Below are 15,211 nucleotides of genomic sequence, written 5' to 3'. Positions count from 1 at the left end.
ACTTCTCTTAATGAGAGAGTTGCCGTTTTGCAGAACAAAATGGCAACCTGTGATATAGACTGATTGGATAGTGTAAAATGCTTCTTTTTTGATTATTTGTCGGTAAACAGTTTCAATACAATCGAATTGGCTTTATCCACAGACGAGGTGTCTAACGATGTTAAATAGATTCTCGTGGTTGTTTCCGAATCATGTCCCAGGGCTTCACTGATGGTGGAAACCGGTATGTTTTTACTTTTGGCAATGCTCGCCCAAGTATGCCGGGCGACATAACTTGTCAAGGGAATCCCCAAGCCGAGTTGCTCCCCGATTTTCTTTAACTTGTTGTTTACCAAATGCGAAGCGTTTTTGTATTGTCTCCGTTTGTCTCGGTCCATGTCGCGGATGATGGGCAACAGATAAGGGCTGTCTGCCGTGTCATATTTGTCGATTATATCCTGCATGGGTTGTTCCCACTTGATTGAAAGCTGCTGGTTGGTTTTCTGCCGGCGGTAGGTCAGGATTCCATGCTGCAAGTCTTTCTTTTTCAAATATGACATATCCACAAAGGACATACCTCTTGTATAGAATGAGAACATGAAGAGGTCTCTGGCATAATCAAGCAGGGGTGACAAGGTAAGGTCAAGTTCCTTGATTTGGCGGATGATTTTTATAGGGACTGCCCGTTTGACGGTCTTGTCAATCCCGGTATAGACGTGCTTGAACGGGAAGCGTTGTGCGGTCAGTTCCTTTTCCACCGCACGGTTGTAGATGGCCCGCAGGTTGCGCATATAGAAGGAAACCGTATTCTTGCAGATGCCGTTCTCTTTGAGCCACGTTTCGTATTCCATCACCAGAGCGGAATCCACATCGTCCAAAGGCAAGTCTTGTTCTTTCTGGAAACGCTTGAAACTGTTTAGGACGGTGGTATAAGTATCGGCTGTACGTTTCTTGCCGATTTGTTTCAATTGGCCGGTGAGCCTTTGGGCAAACGCAATGAAGCCATCATCGCTTTTCGGTGCATTGGAAAGTTCTACAATCTTTTCAACCGAATAGTTATCGCCCGTTTTATCAAGGCGGGCAATGATGCCCTTCAATTTGGATGATTCCGCAGCCAACGCCTCCTTTACCGACAATAGGTAGTCGCGTCTCAATGGTTCATTATCTGCCAGGATGATTTCCGAACCGGCGGCATCCCATTCACGTTCGAATATCTTATATCCGGTAGCTATTTGTCTTGTAACCCTGCCGTGGATTACTTGAAAGAACAGTGTTCCCTCCTTGCCTGGTTTGGAAGAAGCGCGGAATTTCACTTTTACTGTTGCCATAAAATTAATGTAATAAGTATGTATATAGGTAATATCCTTTTGCTATCATGGGAATCATTTTATAGTGTAAAGATACAGCCCGGACAATTAGCTGAGAACAGATTAAACATAGGAGTATCAGGAAATTCATAGGATTTTGTAAGACACATGATGTCACCCGGCTTACTCCGTGCCTTCAACACCAAGTAAGTCCGGCCGGTATGTCTATGCGGTTGCTGGTTAACTCCATGCCGATGTTAAAGAGAAACCCTTTGAGGCTACGCAAGCTCCACTTCAAAAGTTTTCATTTCAACATCGTTTTTTAAAGAAGGCTTGTTTGTCCTTGCAATGGAAAAATCTCTACTAAGTTGTTTGAGGGCTTTGGAACTTCCCGGCCAGAATTCCATTTTTCCGTGCAAAGGTACTGTGGACAGGAAGAACGTCAAGTGCCGCTGTCGCTTTCAATCGGAGGGTTTGCCGGCAGCCTTCCGCAAATTTTCCCGTTACTTCAAAATTTGGGCATTCCGTCCGCACTCTCAGACCTCACACTTGCCTTATCTTCCCTTTTGTCCGCAGTGGCAATCTTGCACGAAAAACGGTTCTCCCGGCCAAGAAGCTCAAAAGGCTTCAACAAAAGGGAAAAAAAATCAAATTAACAAATGATTATGGCAAACATGGAAACAAATTCAGAAGAAAGAAAGGTAATAGACAATGTCTTACAGCGTGATGACGTGTTCAGGTACAAACTATTGGGACGTTTACAATCGGATTGCGAATATTACCTTAATTGCGGCAATCGGAATATCGGACGCTTGTGGGCTGGCAGTGTGAATCTGCAAATAAAGCTGATGGTTGAACTTTATAACAGTTTCGATGAGAAACCTGAATGGCTTACAATGGATGAAATCGTCGCATACGGCAAGGAAATGGCGGAATGCGATTAAAGGGAATGGCTAATTATCAAATAACTTTTTAAAATCAAAAATTATGGACTATCAAGAATTTCCAGGAGAGGTAATATCCGAACAAGACAAGGCTTTTGCCCAAGAGTTCGCCAACTTTGTGAACGGACGGATGTGTTCCGCCGACAAAACCGGCAAGGAACTGACCAGGGCGCACCGCTATCTCCAGCAGCAGATGTTCAGGGTGTTCATCGGCTTTATGCGCCAATTGGCATTCAATTACCAGAAAGGGAGCTATGACCAGCGCAACGAATGGGCTTCCCGTCTTGCGGCAACGGCATACGACCGGTTGACAGAGGAGAACCTCATTTACGACCCCGAATATATCAACATGAAAACTCAATGATTTATGATGGACGAAACAGATTTCCCGGAATACGGACGGCAATGCGAAATGCTCACGCCTTGGCGTGGCTACCGCAGAGGTACAATAGTTGCCAAGACTGCAAGGGGCTTTGTCGTGCAGTTCAGCAGTGGTGTGGAGATAGAAGTGTATGAGGATGAAATAGAATTTGATTGATATGTGCAGGTTAATGACACCCCAACTGGAGGAAGCCTTGAAAGGTTTCCCCCTTTATTCCCAAAACGGCAAGGGAAAAGAAGCGGTTTGCCGTGCGGTCTTTGCCCTTGGCTCTGTCCGATGGTTCATATTGGAAGGGGAAGCGGAGGAAAACGACATCATCCTTTTCGGCATCGTAATCGGACTGATGGAGGACGAGTACAGCTATATTTCACTGAATGAACTTTCAGAAATAGAACTGGACTTGACAGCGCAAGGTTTAGGAAAACTCCAAATAAGGCAACAGCCAAACTTCCAACCGACCGAGTTAAGGCTGTTGAATGACAAACGCCTTCAGCGGTTCTTAGCGAGATTCGAGTAGTGAGTAGTAATCGGTCAGTCGTGGCATCATACCCACGGCTGACATAAAAACAATGTAATTATGTGTGCGATGAATAATGTAATGGATTTGATAATTCGATGTGCCGAAGCCGATGGCTGGAGTGTAGATACGGAAATAAATCATGAGCGACAAGAAACGGAATTTACCTTTTCCAAATATACCCCTGCCGGACAGGATTTTTCTTTCCCGGTAACGATGCAAGACGATGACCTTAATAGCCTGATTGGGAGCATAAAGGAGTATTATGATAATTTTGATGTGGACGAGGAAGCCTACCTGTGGCTTGATGAAACCGGGCATGGCAAAAACGGTGCGCCTTACCGGATGAAAGACGTGGTGAAAGATATGGAGGAGGCAGAAAAGATGATTGATAGGCTTCTTGATGCAATCCTGAAGTTGGAACAATCTTTTTGACATTTCCGTTCATCCAAGTAACGAGTTACCTGCCACATGGCAGGTAACAATATATAATAATGTAAGGTACTACCGTATGCCATCTTTCCGCTTACGCCCTTTCTTTGGGAGACCGGCCGCCTTGTACATTGCCAAGTCGCTGCCTTGAAATACAATCCTCATATTGCCCGGTTGCCTGACAAACGGAAGCGGCCTCTCCGAATGCTTGATGTAGGCATAGATGGTGCAGCGGTGGACACCGAGATAACGGGCGGCTTCATTTACCGAGTATAGCCTTTCCGGGATAATTCCTGTAAAAATCGCATGTAAATCCATTCCTGAGATAATTTTGCTCGAAAGGTACGGCTATGCAAATGATTGGGCAATACGTTGAATACTGGAATATTATGGAATTGAAAGGATTTGGTGGAAGTATGCGGGAATGATGGCTACGTGGTATTAATCGGCATGGAAGATGATGGAAAAACGGGTGAAGCTTTTCGTGAAAATGAGAAGGGTATATGTTTGAGGGTTGACAGCGTTGACAAAGGAGCCAACGCTTGATTGTCGTAAAAATACTATTTGAAAGCCCTTGTAATACAATCTATTATCTTTTTTCTTCAATAGAAGTATAAAAAGTATAGATACATGGTTTTGTCAACGCTTGGCACCGGATTTTAGGGGGAATGGAAAAAGTGGCTACGTTTGTCAACGTTTGTCAACGCATCCATTTTATATGAAGTCATTGATAGGATGTCTCTTAGGCTTTGTCAACGCTGTCAACCGTGAAATGTGTGCATGTTATTTTTTGAAAATGCACAAAGAACGAGTCTGTAGTATGGGGATTCATTCGTTGAAATAATACAATGGGAGGAGTGTCTATAAGAGTATGTTTGGTAAACACTGGCATACAGACATTCTTGCCGCATGGCAACGGGTTGCTATTTGCCAAGAACGACAGTCTGCCCTGACCTGAACATGGCAAGACCGCCTGCTGAGATATGCAGGTTAATCGAGACTTCGCTACGGCACTTGCATATCTCCGCTTACGGCCATGCCATTGAAAGTTCGATCAAATCTTTTTACAACTATCGCACGATGACGTGTTTTCCACTGCTTCATGCGATTCAGTCCGGCCTGCCTTTGCGGATATTCTTTTGCAAAGGTTCTGTCGGCATTACCAAACGTCAAACCGGAAACGGCAAATCTTCCTCAAACGGGGTTGAGCGTATTTGCTGTTCCCTCATTTGCCTTATTGCCTGCCAACACGCTGGAAAAGCAAAAAATATCCCTTGGGCAAGCCGGAAAGCTTGAAACAAAAGGGAAAAAGATTCAGAGTGTATGGCACAGATTGACGAGAACATCAAAAAACAGTTGGACAAGCCTCAGATTTGGTTCTGCAAGTATTTCCCTAAACGTATTCGGAATGTGGTCGAAAAGGAAATCGCCGACAGAGAGCTTGTTTATGCCTTCAAGGATGGAAAAGCTTACGAGGAAGTTGCCCGGATAACCGCATCGAGCATGAAAGAGCGATATGGCGAGACGTGTACAGGCATCGTATTCTCCCCGGTTCCGGCATCTACGGGCAAGAAGAATGAAATTCGATACAAGGCTTTTTGCGAAAGAGTATGTGAACTGACCGGAGCGATAAACGGCTATGACCATGTGAAGGTATGCGGTGAACGGCTATCCATTCACGAACACCGAAAGGCTGAAAAGGAAATCCGAAAGGTCAGTATCTTGGAGTTTGACGAGAAGTGGTTTGACGGAAAGGCCGTCTTGGTATATGATGATGTAATCACCCGTGGAATGAGTTACGCCCTTTATGCCAACCAGCTTGAAAGTTTCGGAGCGAATGTACTTGGTGGTATTTTCTTGGCAAGAACCCATTATAGAGTAAGAAACTGATGGAAAAGTCATTGTATTCAGAGAGAGGAAAATCCATAGCCTTTACGGGGCATCGGATTATTCCATTAGTCCGGCAAGAGGAAGTAAAGGCGCGGTTGACTGCAGCCGTGGCTTTTGCTTGCGAAATGGGGATAACCCGTTTCTATTGTGGTATGGCATTGGGACTTGACATGATGGCGGCAGAGGTCGTGTTGTCGCTCAAAGACAAGTTCCCCAATATACGGTTGATTGCCGTTGTCCCGTTTTCGGGACAGAGCGACCGATGGGCTTTCTCTGAACAGGAGCGGTATCACCGAATACTTGCCAAAACAGACAAGGTTGTTGTATTGAGCGGAAACTATTTCCGTGGATGTTTGCTCAGACGTAACGATTATATGCTTTCGCATTCTTGCGGTGTGATTGCATATTATGACGGCAAGCTCCAAGGCGGTACGTTTTATACGGTCAGAAAAGCCGGGAGGATGAAAATGGATGTGGTCAATATTTACGGCAAAAGGGGCGATTAGCCCCTTTTGTATATAAGATGATGAGTTCCTATTTTCAATCATTCTTCTATAATTCTATTTTTATTAAAGAAGCATCATCTTCATATTTTCCATCTATGGGTAGTGCCTTGTCAAATACTTGACAAACTTCTATTTGCTTATAAAGGCCATCGGTGCAAAGGAGAAGGACACTTCCTGTATTGGCCTTCTCACATTGATATGGTACGTCAGGTCTTATACCTGCACCTTTGATACATCTTGTTAGTAGCTGCTTGCCATAGCCGACATCTAACGTATGGTCTAAGGTTAATTGTGCAACTTTACCATGGCCAAAAAGATAGATTCTAACATTTCCTTGCCAAGTATAGTGAATGTTGCTGCCATCTATAAATGCGATAGCAACAGCTGCTCCCATTTTGCTATGAGTCACCAAACTTTTTTGGGAAACCATTTCATCAGCATATTCCAACGCTTGATTTAATAAATCTTGAACAGCTAATTCGCCTTCGTGTTCACAGACAAAGTCTGTAATTGAATTCACAATCAAATCGGCAGCTACCTTGCCAAATGTTAAACCGCCCATACCATCTGCCAAAACTGCAATAGCCTTATTGTCTGCAATTTGAAGGACTGATAAACTATCTTCATTGGAATAGTGTATGCCTTTTATAGAAAAACCATCAATCTTCATTGTGTCCTCCTTTCTTTAATACTTCAACCATCCCGATAAGCGCATTTCTTACAATCATATGTGAGTCACTTGCAGAATATTTGTTGCTCATAGTTCTTATCAGTGGACTGTTTTCATCCAGTTCAATCTGTTCTTGTAGTTGATTAGTGTAGAATTGAAGGTGTTCATTGGTAAGAAATTCCCTCATTTCACAAGCAATCCATCGGGCACCACCATTCAAAAGGTCAAAACGTTCACTTGTTTCCTGGACTTCGTCAGGTACAGGTTGTTTGAATGAAACGTATGCCAAATAGAAGTTATCCATTATGTAAAGCATATCGGCTGCATCTTTGTCGGTAAGCAAGTGTCGGTCTATCCATGTATCAAACTTAATCAAGAATTGGCCGGACAAAGGAGCCATTTTTACAATAATAGTATCATCAATTACTACTGTGTCAGCGATATTCATTACGTCTTTAAAACATTTGACAGACATTTCAGGATTGCCTTCAGGTGGCCATGCAACTTTCTCATCGGTCTCTAATTCGCCGAAAGGAACGATGTCAATTTCATAATCGTTGTTACCATCTTCACCTTTGTAATAAAATCGTTGTTTAGGCTTTCCTTTAACGAAATTATTTTTCAGAAGCTGTTCCTTTAACAACTCAAACTGACTCCAATCTTTCAATGCTATAGCAACATCAAGATCGGCCGTTCTTCTTGGCGAAGGCGGCATCTTAAGTATTTCCATGGCAATGTCTCTTGCCAATGCACCTACAACATACACATCCAGTTGTAGGTCATACATCACTTTACTCAATGCTTTAAGGGTATCATAAAGCAGATTGTTTTGTAATGTGTCTCGTGTGATATTATATTCCATTTTCTTTTATTCTGAAAGCAGCTTCATGGCATCGGCTATCTCCGGTGCCCATCAAATCTGCATAAATGACTAAGATAGGGGCAATGCTTTCGGATTCATCCCCAATCCAGAATCTCTTGTAAATGTGTATTTCTCCGTCCGAGGCGGGCATTACCATACCAGTCCGAAGAAGTGACGAACTTACCACATCTGTGTAAATTTCAAATTCGCCAGGGATTAGATAGCCGTCAATCAAGTTGGCACCGCAATCACCTCCCCAATACATACCTTTGGGAAGTGTTATTTCTTTCCATTTTTTTCTCGCTTCGGGAGTACGAAAAGCCATCCGATTTACAAGTAATTTAGGCTTCAAAAACTCATTGTATTGTTGTTGCCACCATTCAATAATCTCTTCGCGCATGGCAAGTCGTCTTCCTTTGTCGGTTTGTACTAAGTAACGTTTAGCCTTCAATAGGTCGAATACTTTTGTGATAGTGCCCAGAGATAGTCCTACTTTTTCTTGAATCTCACGATAGGGCCAATTTACACTTTCTGGATTTTGCAAGAAAAATAAGATAAGTTTGATGTTAGCCTCGCTTATTTTTGAAACCGTACTTGCCTTGGTGGCCGTGTTATTCTTTTGTCCGACAATCTTAATGGTCAGGTTCTCATGTCTGATGTCGCAGTTACCTGCTTTGTCTATCCAATTGATTTGATTGTCTGCAAACGTATTTGCTAACTTAGGATAGATTTTATTGGTAATTAAAATCATGGGCATACTTTTACTTTTGCTTTTAATTTCTTCTATGGCAGAAAATACATTGGCGTTACTTATTGTCTTTTTTATACTACAATAAAATCTTATGCCATTGATGCAAATTGTTTTATTCAATTCATCACAAATGGCAATACTATCATTCCCTGTCGTTTCCTTCAAATTGAAAATGGCTTCATTAAGTAATTCCAAATATTCAGTTCCCATATATATGCTTTGTTGTTCAGTCTTTATATACTGTTCATGAATTAATGAACAATACAAAATTAGTGAACATTCCTCACTTGAACAAATTTTGTGTTCATTATTTTGCAATGTTCATGAATTTGTAAACATGGATAATTATGTGGACAAAATCATTCATAATAATTTCCATTTCAAAAAATGCCTAATCTTCGGAATCCTGTACATCGGTTATTACTTCCGTTTCCAGTTCCAATCCAAACGCTTCCTTCAATTGCAGATAATCAAAGCACAACGCCTTCGGACGGTTGACTTTGACTTTCCTGACCTGTTCATTATTGACTATCTCAATCGAGTAGTCAGGCAGACCGCTGGGCAACAGAATTGTAAACCTATCTTGTTTCAAACCGAGGTATGACGAATGAGATTTCAGGTACGACATGATAGTGGACCAGTTGGAACGATTGGCGGTAGCATTCATATTCCGACTGTTGAATAAGGAAGCCACGGCTGCCATATTCAAATAGAGAATGGGGCGTGCCTCTTTAAACTCCATATCTTCCTTGACGGATATAGGGCGGAACGATTTCATATAGCGGATGCGGTAATGTGCCTTATCCACACATTTCCCTGAGGTCTGGAATCCTTGCAGCATACTCCAGAAGTCGGCGACTTCGGAACTTTCCTGTGCCAGTTCGTTCTGGCTGCGGATGCCATTGACAGCCGTCTCAAAGAGTTCGGCATAACTGAACGGCACATCCAACACCGTCTCTAAAGTCCGGTAAGCCGCCAACGGGATGATCCAGTTCCCGAAAATACGGTCATGGATGCTCTCGTTCTCAAACTTTGCCGCCAGTTCCCTCTTGGTGATGGAGTAGGTTTCCGGGAAGTTCTTTTCAAACAGTTCCCGATGACTCAATATCTCGATGGTCAAGTGGGTCAGTCCCATATTGCACAGCGCAACCAAGTCTTCATAGTTTCTTTTTTCCACTTGATTGAACGATGTCTTGGAGAATGCTAAGAATATGACACGGGTATAGAGTGCCATATCCTGTGTGGGTTTATCCTGCCCGCAAAGGGCGACTCCGGTGCTGACGATGGTCTGTGCTGCCATTCCGTCCGTATTGGTGTTCTTCTTTGTCTGACCACCACCGCCCCAAAGGCCTTTAAGATAGGCGATTTTGCGGATGTCGAGGTCGTTCTTGTATTCATCCAGTACCACCAAGGTATTGACCGCCTGTGATACTCGGTCGTTCATAGCAGGGACAGAGGTAACACCAAGGTTGGGCGGGTCAATCCCGTGCAGGAAGAAAGATTGCAGCGAAGTAGCAAGCGTAGTCTTACCGGTACCTTTCTCTCCAAAAAGATTCAAGATAGGGAAATGCCGGGTACGTCTGAATATGATGTCACGGAACAGGGTGGCAAGAAGATAACACAAGGCAATAGAGGCGTTCTCACCAAACACCCCAATCAGCCTTGATGCGAAATCATACAGTTTTACGCCGTTGCGGTTCTCATGGACCATCAACCGCTCAAACTGAAAGATTTCCTGGTTGTGGAGATAAATCTTGGAAGTTGCCGGAATATAAAATGCCTTGCCGTTGACACCACGGACAATTCCCAAATCATCGACATTCTTGAAAGTTCCGCCGTATAAAATGCCGTTACCGAAAGCAAAGAACTCTTCGGATGCGTTCCAACCCAGCTTGCGGATTCGCTCCGCTGTATCGGTTTTAGAATACAGGTATTCCTTGACCCGGTTGAGCTTGTCAATCTTCGCCAGCCATACATAGTTGCCCAATGAACCGACTTTCTGCTGGAAGTTGCTCAAAGAGCATAGTTCAGATTCTTTCAATTCGACGACCCTGCACACGTCATACATGTTCCGCATTCGGAAAATTCGGGTGGCATTATTTTCGTCCTCGATATGGAACAGTGGTTCCATAATGAAGTTGGAGATTCTTGTCGATTCCTCGTCCTCTTCATCGATGGCATAATAGCAGTTCTCACGGATGAACAGACCGAATTGGCGAAGCAGTTCCGCTTCACGCTGCATCTCATTCATGGATGAGCCATGTTCCTGTTTCTTCCGCGCCTCGCCACGTGCCTGGGTGACGGCATCACGCCACAACTTGACCTTGCCGTGCAGCTTGGCCAGTTGCTCGATGCACTGGTCAAACACCAACTGGTCCTTTACATAGCGTAGGAGGTCTGCGATTTCAGCCACATATTTCCGTTCTTCCATCAAAGAGCCGGCTATGCAGAAGCGTTTCTGTGCCAGCCATACGATAAAATGCTTTTCCTTCAGGGAAGAATAATCCTCCTTGCAATGGATGTAACTATCAGCATCGTTCTTTCCGTTTTGTTTTGCAAAGGGTAATTCTCTTACTGTTACATGGAATCCTTTCTTAATTGCAGAAGTTCCGTTTTTCATGACCGCTTCAAATCCAGCCCCATAAGGTTTGCCTTCGGCAGTGTCCGAGTCCGGTATGAAGCAAAGCGAGGCAGTGAACTTTTTCAGTTGCTCAAACTGGCTGTCCGTCCATGACGTGCCCAAAGCCGCCACAGTATTGTCATAACCGATGGACTGCATCCTTAACACATCCGGTGCACCTTCCACTACAATGAAATAATCGGCATCCCGTTGTCGGCTTGCCCGGTCGACACCGAACAGGGTTTCACCTTTGGAGTAAACGATGCTTGTGGAAGAGTTGATGTATTTCGGGGCTTTCTCATTGTTCCCTATATATCGGGCGGTATAGGCGATAATACGTCCCAATCTGTTGCGAATAGGAATCATGATGCGTTGCCGGAACATGGCATATACGCTTCCATCCTCGTTGCGCTTGAACATTCCAAGCTCGAAAAGGGATTCCTCGTTGACCCCCTTTGTCCGGCAATACTCCATGAATGTGTTGCCATCCTTGGGAGCATAACCGATTCCCGTAATGGAACAGAACTCTTCCTGCCATCTGCCGTAGGCGTATTCGCGGGCAGCCCGGCTCTCGTCTGTCATTGCCACCCTCAGGTTTTCCACAAAGAAGCGTTGAAGATAATCGAGAACGACAAGAAGGGATTCTTTGTGCCTAGCTTCCAAGAATTCTTCCTCGCTACGTTCTTCGTCTGAATATTCTACTGGTATGTTGTTGTTCTTGGCAATAAATGCCACAGTTTCCATGAAGGTCAGGTTCTCCTTCTCCATAATGAAAGCGATGCCGTCCCCTCCACGGTTACAACTGAAACAGTGGAACAGGTTCTTGCCGGGAGTGACCGCGAACGAGCCCGTCCGTTCCGGATGGAAAGGGCAAAGCCCCATCAGCGTTAGACCTTTTCGGGAAAGCCTGACGTATGGTTTGAGGACGTCCTCTATGGCGAGGTTCCTGACCTTGTTGATGGTGGATTCGCTTATCATACCGTTTTGAGAAGGTTCCAACATTCTATGATTGATTGCCCCGAGTATTTGGGGCGACTAAGGTTCTGGGGATTGAGCGGCCTGATGTAGCCGCTATCCCTGTATTTTCGGAGTGTCTTGTGGCTTACGCCCAGTTCCGCACATGTGCGTTTGACAGAATAGACACCATCGGGGTCGCATGTCGGCTTTAATTCCTTCATTTGTCGTTACGTTATTATTCCAATTTCAGATTAAAAGTAGCCATATTATTGTTTACATTTTCTGTTTTTCCCGGTTGTTTCCACTCTCTTCTTGTGATGGAGGTTCTATGTAATCCTGTACGGTTCGCTGCAAAAGGCGAAGATCTGAAGTCCTGTATTCCACCTTTCCCGGCCTTTTGTAAGATTCCACTTTCCCTTGCCGTTTCCATCGTTCGACATTGCGTCGCCCGAACAATTCGTATGCCTTTCTTTGGCTAACAAATTCGGGGTCATTGCTGTCTGCCTTAATCATCCTGACAATCCTGGCCGCAAGGTCGTTTAGAAAGGCATCGTATGGAATCAGCCGGTCTAAAACTTGGAGTATTTTCATATCCATGCTATTAGACCGTCAATCAATACGTTTTACGGTGATACTCATGTTCTCCCTGTTGGTTTGGGTCTTGTACTGCCGGTTGTAAATGGCTCCCAACTCGGAGGCTTGGGTACGAACGCTTTTCAACTTGGAAATGGGGAAGGTGATTGACTCGCCGATTTTGAGGGCGGTAAGAGCGGGACGGATTTTTACCACATTTTCTGCCATAATACTTGCTTGTTTAATGTTTAATATTTAACTTTGCATACACTAATCAAGTGTGCAACGCTTGCAAAGTAACACAATAATGTTTATGTAGCCAAATAAATATTTGATATTTTTTAGTTTAATCTCTATTTAATGATTGAAACCTATGGAAATAAACATCAGACACGTGCATGTGGGTGCCGAAATTGAGAAACGGCGTGTCGAACTCGGACTCTCCAAATCGGAGTTGGGACGTAGGATTGGCGTACCGCAGCAGCACGTAAACCGTATCTTGGAGAGGGAAACCATGGAAACGAGCCGACTTGTCAAGGTGAGCGAGGCCTTGGATTGCAATTTCTTCTCTTTCTTCTGCTCCATTCCGCAGCAGATTTCCGCTTATTTGGCGGCGGTCTCCTTACATGGAAGTGCCCATAATATAATAGGTGAAGCGGAACTGGCATTGCAGCTATCTAAGGAGCGTGCGGAAGTAGAATCCCAAAAGGAAGCCATCAAGCTTTTGAAGGAACAGATAGCAAATCTGAATACGCAAATAACACGCCTTGAATCCCATTTGAATGACAAGGACAGAATTATAAAACTTTTAGAAGAAAGGAGGTAATACTCAATATTATATAATATGTACGTGCGATGTTCGCATTGCAGGACGTACAATGGTTAGTCTTCAAAAAATGTTTTTATATATCAGAGAACATACCAAACACATACAAATAGTATGTAATTCTTTGATATTCAAAACTAAACTAAAGCGGTCCAAGCTGCTATTGAAGAGTAATCGCCATATTTCAAACAAAATTCAGTCTGAGCCCTCAAAACACATACCAAACACATACAAATGTGTTGGAAACTTCTGATAATCAACTTATCGAAAGAGGGGCGCAGGCTGCCATTGAAGGCTGATTTCAATAATACTGAATAATGACATTTATGGGCTGCATGCTTTACTTGGTAATGGCATGCGGCCTATTTTGTTGGAAAAAACTGTAGTTTCTATTAATTTATTTGTATTTTCTTTAGTATATTTGCTTCCCATAATTTTATAGTTTCCAATAAGCAAGCAAAAAACGATGATATTGACAATTACGGCAGCATACGATGTTTGGACGAATGACTTCTATCAGAATAATGAAGCATTGGTATATAGTTTTGGGATAATTGTCATTCTGCTTTTGGTCATCATGATAATCATTTCCATCAGCAAGAGCAAAAGGTTGAAGACGTTGCAGCGCATCAATGAGGTTGCCGAAGAATCCAACCAGCTGAAGAATGCTTTCATCGCTAATATGACTCACGAAATTCGTACTCCTTTGAATGCCATTGTAGGCTTTACAACTATGCTTGCCGAAATGGATGATCTGGACAGAGAAACCCGTATGGCTTTTCTGAAGGAGATTAATGATAACAAGGACTCGCTGCTGCAACTGGTCAATGACTTGCTGGACTACTCGAAGATTGAGGCAAATACTCTGGAATATAACGATGGAGAAGTGGATGTAAACGCGCTGATTGATGAAGTCTGTACGACGGAGAATATGCGCTCGCATCCCACGGGCATTCAGGTGGAGTTTGTAGAACGGTTGCCTCAATGCCGTTTGGTGGTGGACCGCGTGCGTTTTGCCCAAGTCATAGGTAACTTGGTGAGGAACGCCTTGAAGTTTACGGAGATGGGCAGTGTGAAAATCGGTTGCAGGAGATTGAGCAACCATAACTTCTATTTTTATGTGGCAGATACAGGCTGTGGTATCGATGAAGTGGGAAGACATGCCATCTTTGAACGGTTTGTGAAGATGAACTACAATATCAAAGGTACGGGGTTGGGGCTTTCCATCACCAAATCTATTGTGGAGCACTATGGGGGAGGTATCGGTGTGGAGTCTAAGAAAGGGGAAGGCTCCACCTTCTATTTCACGTTGCCTGCCGGTATTGAATACAAAGAGTACGGTAAATTTTGATTTGCCAGTCCAAGAAGGCTCAATCAGCCATTTTCTTCAACTTCTTGAAGTGGCGGATTACTTCCAGATAATCGCGGTCGGTGCAGGCATTGAATTTATTCCATAAGTCACCCATTACAACGGCACCACCGAATCCGTAATCCTTAATCTCCAGTATGTTGTCGGGAGTAATGCCTCCCAAAGCCATGACTCTACTGTCTATGACCTTACTTTTTCCTGCTTGCCGCAACTCTTCGGCTGTGAAGCCGGACGTGACTCCGGACTTTGTGATGCAATTATATATCGGGCTTAGGAACAGATAGTCATAGAAATGCTTCTTGTTCTGCACTTCGTCCAGTGAATGGCAGGTGCAACTGATGTGGCCCGAATAGTCGTGGGGCTCTTTGGGATTGCGGGTGTTTAGATGAATCCCCATCAGGCTGAACTCTTCCTGCAGGTAGAAGTGCTCATGGGTAATGATGCGCTTATGGTATTTTTCGGGTATCAGCGTTAAAAGCCGTTCTGAATACATGGCGGGAGTTTCCGGCTTCCTCAGATGTAGAATATCCAGCCCCTCTTCGAATAGTGCCGTGATAATCTTGTCTTCTTCCACAAAAAATGTGGGTGCTGTTACTACGATGAGTTTCATTTCTTTTGTTTAACTT

19 protein-coding genes are annotated in these 15,211 nt (G+C 43.8%); 9 read left to right on the top strand and 10 right to left on the bottom strand.

The window, feature by feature from the left end:
- Positions 1–92: 92 nt before the first annotated feature.
- The gene (locus CSD97_RS15490; RefSeq protein ID WP_098032658.1) at positions 93–1,307 is read right to left on the bottom strand and encodes a site-specific integrase; all 1,215 of its coding nucleotides are present in this window, start codon (positions 1,305–1,307) and stop codon (positions 93–95) included.
- Between the two features lie 644 nt (positions 1,308–1,951).
- Here CSD97_RS15490 and CSD97_RS15480 point away from each other — a divergent pair.
- Genes CSD97_RS15480 through CSD97_RS15460 form a run of 5 tightly spaced genes read left to right on the top strand, consistent with a single transcriptional unit; the run spans position 1,952 to position 3,564 of the window.
- A complete protein-coding gene (locus CSD97_RS15480) occupies positions 1,952–2,230 on the top strand; it encodes an LPD11 domain-containing protein (protein ID WP_098032662.1) in 279 nt (92 codons plus the stop codon).
- A gap of 43 nt (positions 2,231–2,273) precedes the next feature.
- On the top strand, positions 2,274–2,594 hold the full coding sequence (locus CSD97_RS15475) for a sulfide:quinone reductase (protein ID WP_098032657.1): 321 nt from the start codon (positions 2,274–2,276) through the stop codon (positions 2,592–2,594).
- Between the two features lie 3 nt (positions 2,595–2,597).
- On the top strand, positions 2,598–2,768 hold the full coding sequence (locus CSD97_RS15470; protein ID WP_098032656.1) for a glyoxalase: 171 nt from the start codon (positions 2,598–2,600) through the stop codon (positions 2,766–2,768).
- Between the two features lies 1 nt (position 2,769).
- On the top strand, positions 2,770–3,129 hold the full coding sequence (locus tag CSD97_RS15465) for a hypothetical protein (RefSeq protein ID WP_098032655.1): 360 nt from the start codon (positions 2,770–2,772) through the stop codon (positions 3,127–3,129).
- Positions 3,130–3,189: 60 nt separating this feature from the next.
- Complete coding sequence (locus CSD97_RS15460) at positions 3,190–3,564, top strand: hypothetical protein (protein WP_230325991.1); 375 nt, start codon at positions 3,190–3,192, stop codon at positions 3,562–3,564.
- Positions 3,565–3,633: 69 nt separating this feature from the next.
- On the opposite strand, the gene CSD97_RS15455 is transcribed toward CSD97_RS15460, so the two are convergent.
- Positions 3,634–3,879 carry a helix-turn-helix domain-containing protein gene (locus CSD97_RS15455; protein WP_098032653.1) on the bottom strand — a complete coding sequence of 82 codons (246 nt, stop codon included), beginning with the start codon at positions 3,877–3,879 and terminating at the stop codon, positions 3,634–3,636.
- Between the two features lie 1,005 nt (positions 3,880–4,884).
- Between CSD97_RS15455 and CSD97_RS15450 the strand changes: the two genes are divergently transcribed.
- Positions 4,885–5,451 carry a ribonucleotide-diphosphate reductase subunit alpha gene (locus CSD97_RS15450; RefSeq protein WP_098032652.1) on the top strand — a complete coding sequence of 189 codons (567 nt, stop codon included), beginning with the start codon at positions 4,885–4,887 and terminating at the stop codon, positions 5,449–5,451.
- Entirely contained in the window at positions 5,451–5,957 is a 507-nt protein-coding gene (locus CSD97_RS15445) for an SLOG family protein (RefSeq protein WP_098032651.1), read from the top strand. The genes CSD97_RS15450 and CSD97_RS15445 overlap by 1 nt, the downstream gene beginning before the upstream one ends.
- A 46-nt stretch (positions 5,958–6,003) precedes the next feature.
- Here the strand turns inward: CSD97_RS15445 and CSD97_RS15440 are convergent, their stop codons facing one another.
- The 7 genes from CSD97_RS15440 to CSD97_RS15410 form a co-directional block, all read right to left on the bottom strand.
- On the bottom strand, positions 6,004–6,627 hold the full coding sequence (locus CSD97_RS15440; protein ID WP_098032650.1) for a protein phosphatase 2C domain-containing protein: 624 nt from the start codon (positions 6,625–6,627) through the stop codon (positions 6,004–6,006).
- Complete coding sequence (locus CSD97_RS15435) at positions 6,617–7,489, bottom strand: hypothetical protein (protein ID WP_098032649.1); 873 nt, start codon at positions 7,487–7,489, stop codon at positions 6,617–6,619. The genes CSD97_RS15440 and CSD97_RS15435 overlap by 11 nt, the downstream gene beginning before the upstream one ends.
- Entirely contained in the window at positions 7,479–8,450 is a 972-nt protein-coding gene (locus CSD97_RS15430) for a type IV toxin-antitoxin system AbiEi family antitoxin (RefSeq protein WP_098032648.1), read from the bottom strand. Before CSD97_RS15430 ends, CSD97_RS15435 begins: the two co-directional genes overlap by 11 nt.
- A 181-nt stretch (positions 8,451–8,631) precedes the next feature.
- The gene (gene dnaG, locus CSD97_RS15425) at positions 8,632–11,838 is read right to left on the bottom strand and encodes a DNA primase (protein ID WP_098032647.1); all 3,207 of its coding nucleotides are present in this window, start codon (positions 11,836–11,838) and stop codon (positions 8,632–8,634) included.
- The gene (locus tag CSD97_RS15420; RefSeq protein ID WP_098032646.1) at positions 11,835–12,038 is read right to left on the bottom strand and encodes a hypothetical protein; all 204 of its coding nucleotides are present in this window, start codon (positions 12,036–12,038) and stop codon (positions 11,835–11,837) included. The genes dnaG and CSD97_RS15420 overlap by 4 nt, the downstream gene beginning before the upstream one ends.
- Positions 12,039–12,090: 52 nt before the next feature.
- The gene (locus CSD97_RS15415) at positions 12,091–12,408 is read right to left on the bottom strand and encodes a hypothetical protein (RefSeq protein ID WP_098032661.1); all 318 of its coding nucleotides are present in this window, start codon (positions 12,406–12,408) and stop codon (positions 12,091–12,093) included.
- Between the two features lie 18 nt (positions 12,409–12,426).
- On the bottom strand, positions 12,427–12,618 hold the full coding sequence (locus CSD97_RS15410; RefSeq protein ID WP_098032645.1) for a hypothetical protein: 192 nt from the start codon (positions 12,616–12,618) through the stop codon (positions 12,427–12,429).
- Between the two features lie 145 nt (positions 12,619–12,763).
- Here CSD97_RS15410 and CSD97_RS15405 point away from each other — a divergent pair, with 145 nt between their 5' ends.
- On the top strand, positions 12,764–13,216 hold the full coding sequence (locus tag CSD97_RS15405) for a helix-turn-helix transcriptional regulator (protein ID WP_098032644.1): 453 nt from the start codon (positions 12,764–12,766) through the stop codon (positions 13,214–13,216).
- A gap of 466 nt (positions 13,217–13,682) precedes the next feature.
- On the top strand, positions 13,683–14,567 hold the full coding sequence (locus tag CSD97_RS15400) for a HAMP domain-containing sensor histidine kinase (RefSeq protein WP_005836513.1): 885 nt from the start codon (positions 13,683–13,685) through the stop codon (positions 14,565–14,567).
- Positions 14,568–14,586: 19 nt separating this feature from the next.
- Here the strand turns inward: CSD97_RS15400 and CSD97_RS15395 are convergent, their stop codons facing one another.
- On the bottom strand, positions 14,587–15,195 hold the full coding sequence (locus CSD97_RS15395) for a thiamine phosphate synthase (protein WP_005836515.1): 609 nt from the start codon (positions 15,193–15,195) through the stop codon (positions 14,587–14,589).
- Positions 15,196–15,211 lie beyond the last annotated feature (16 nt).

It is taken from the genome of Bacteroides sp. AR29, from assembly GCF_900217715.1.
Lineage (GTDB): Bacteria > Bacteroidota > Bacteroidia > Bacteroidales > Bacteroidaceae > Bacteroides > Bacteroides uniformis.
This window is presented reverse-complemented; position numbering and strand designations above follow the sequence as displayed.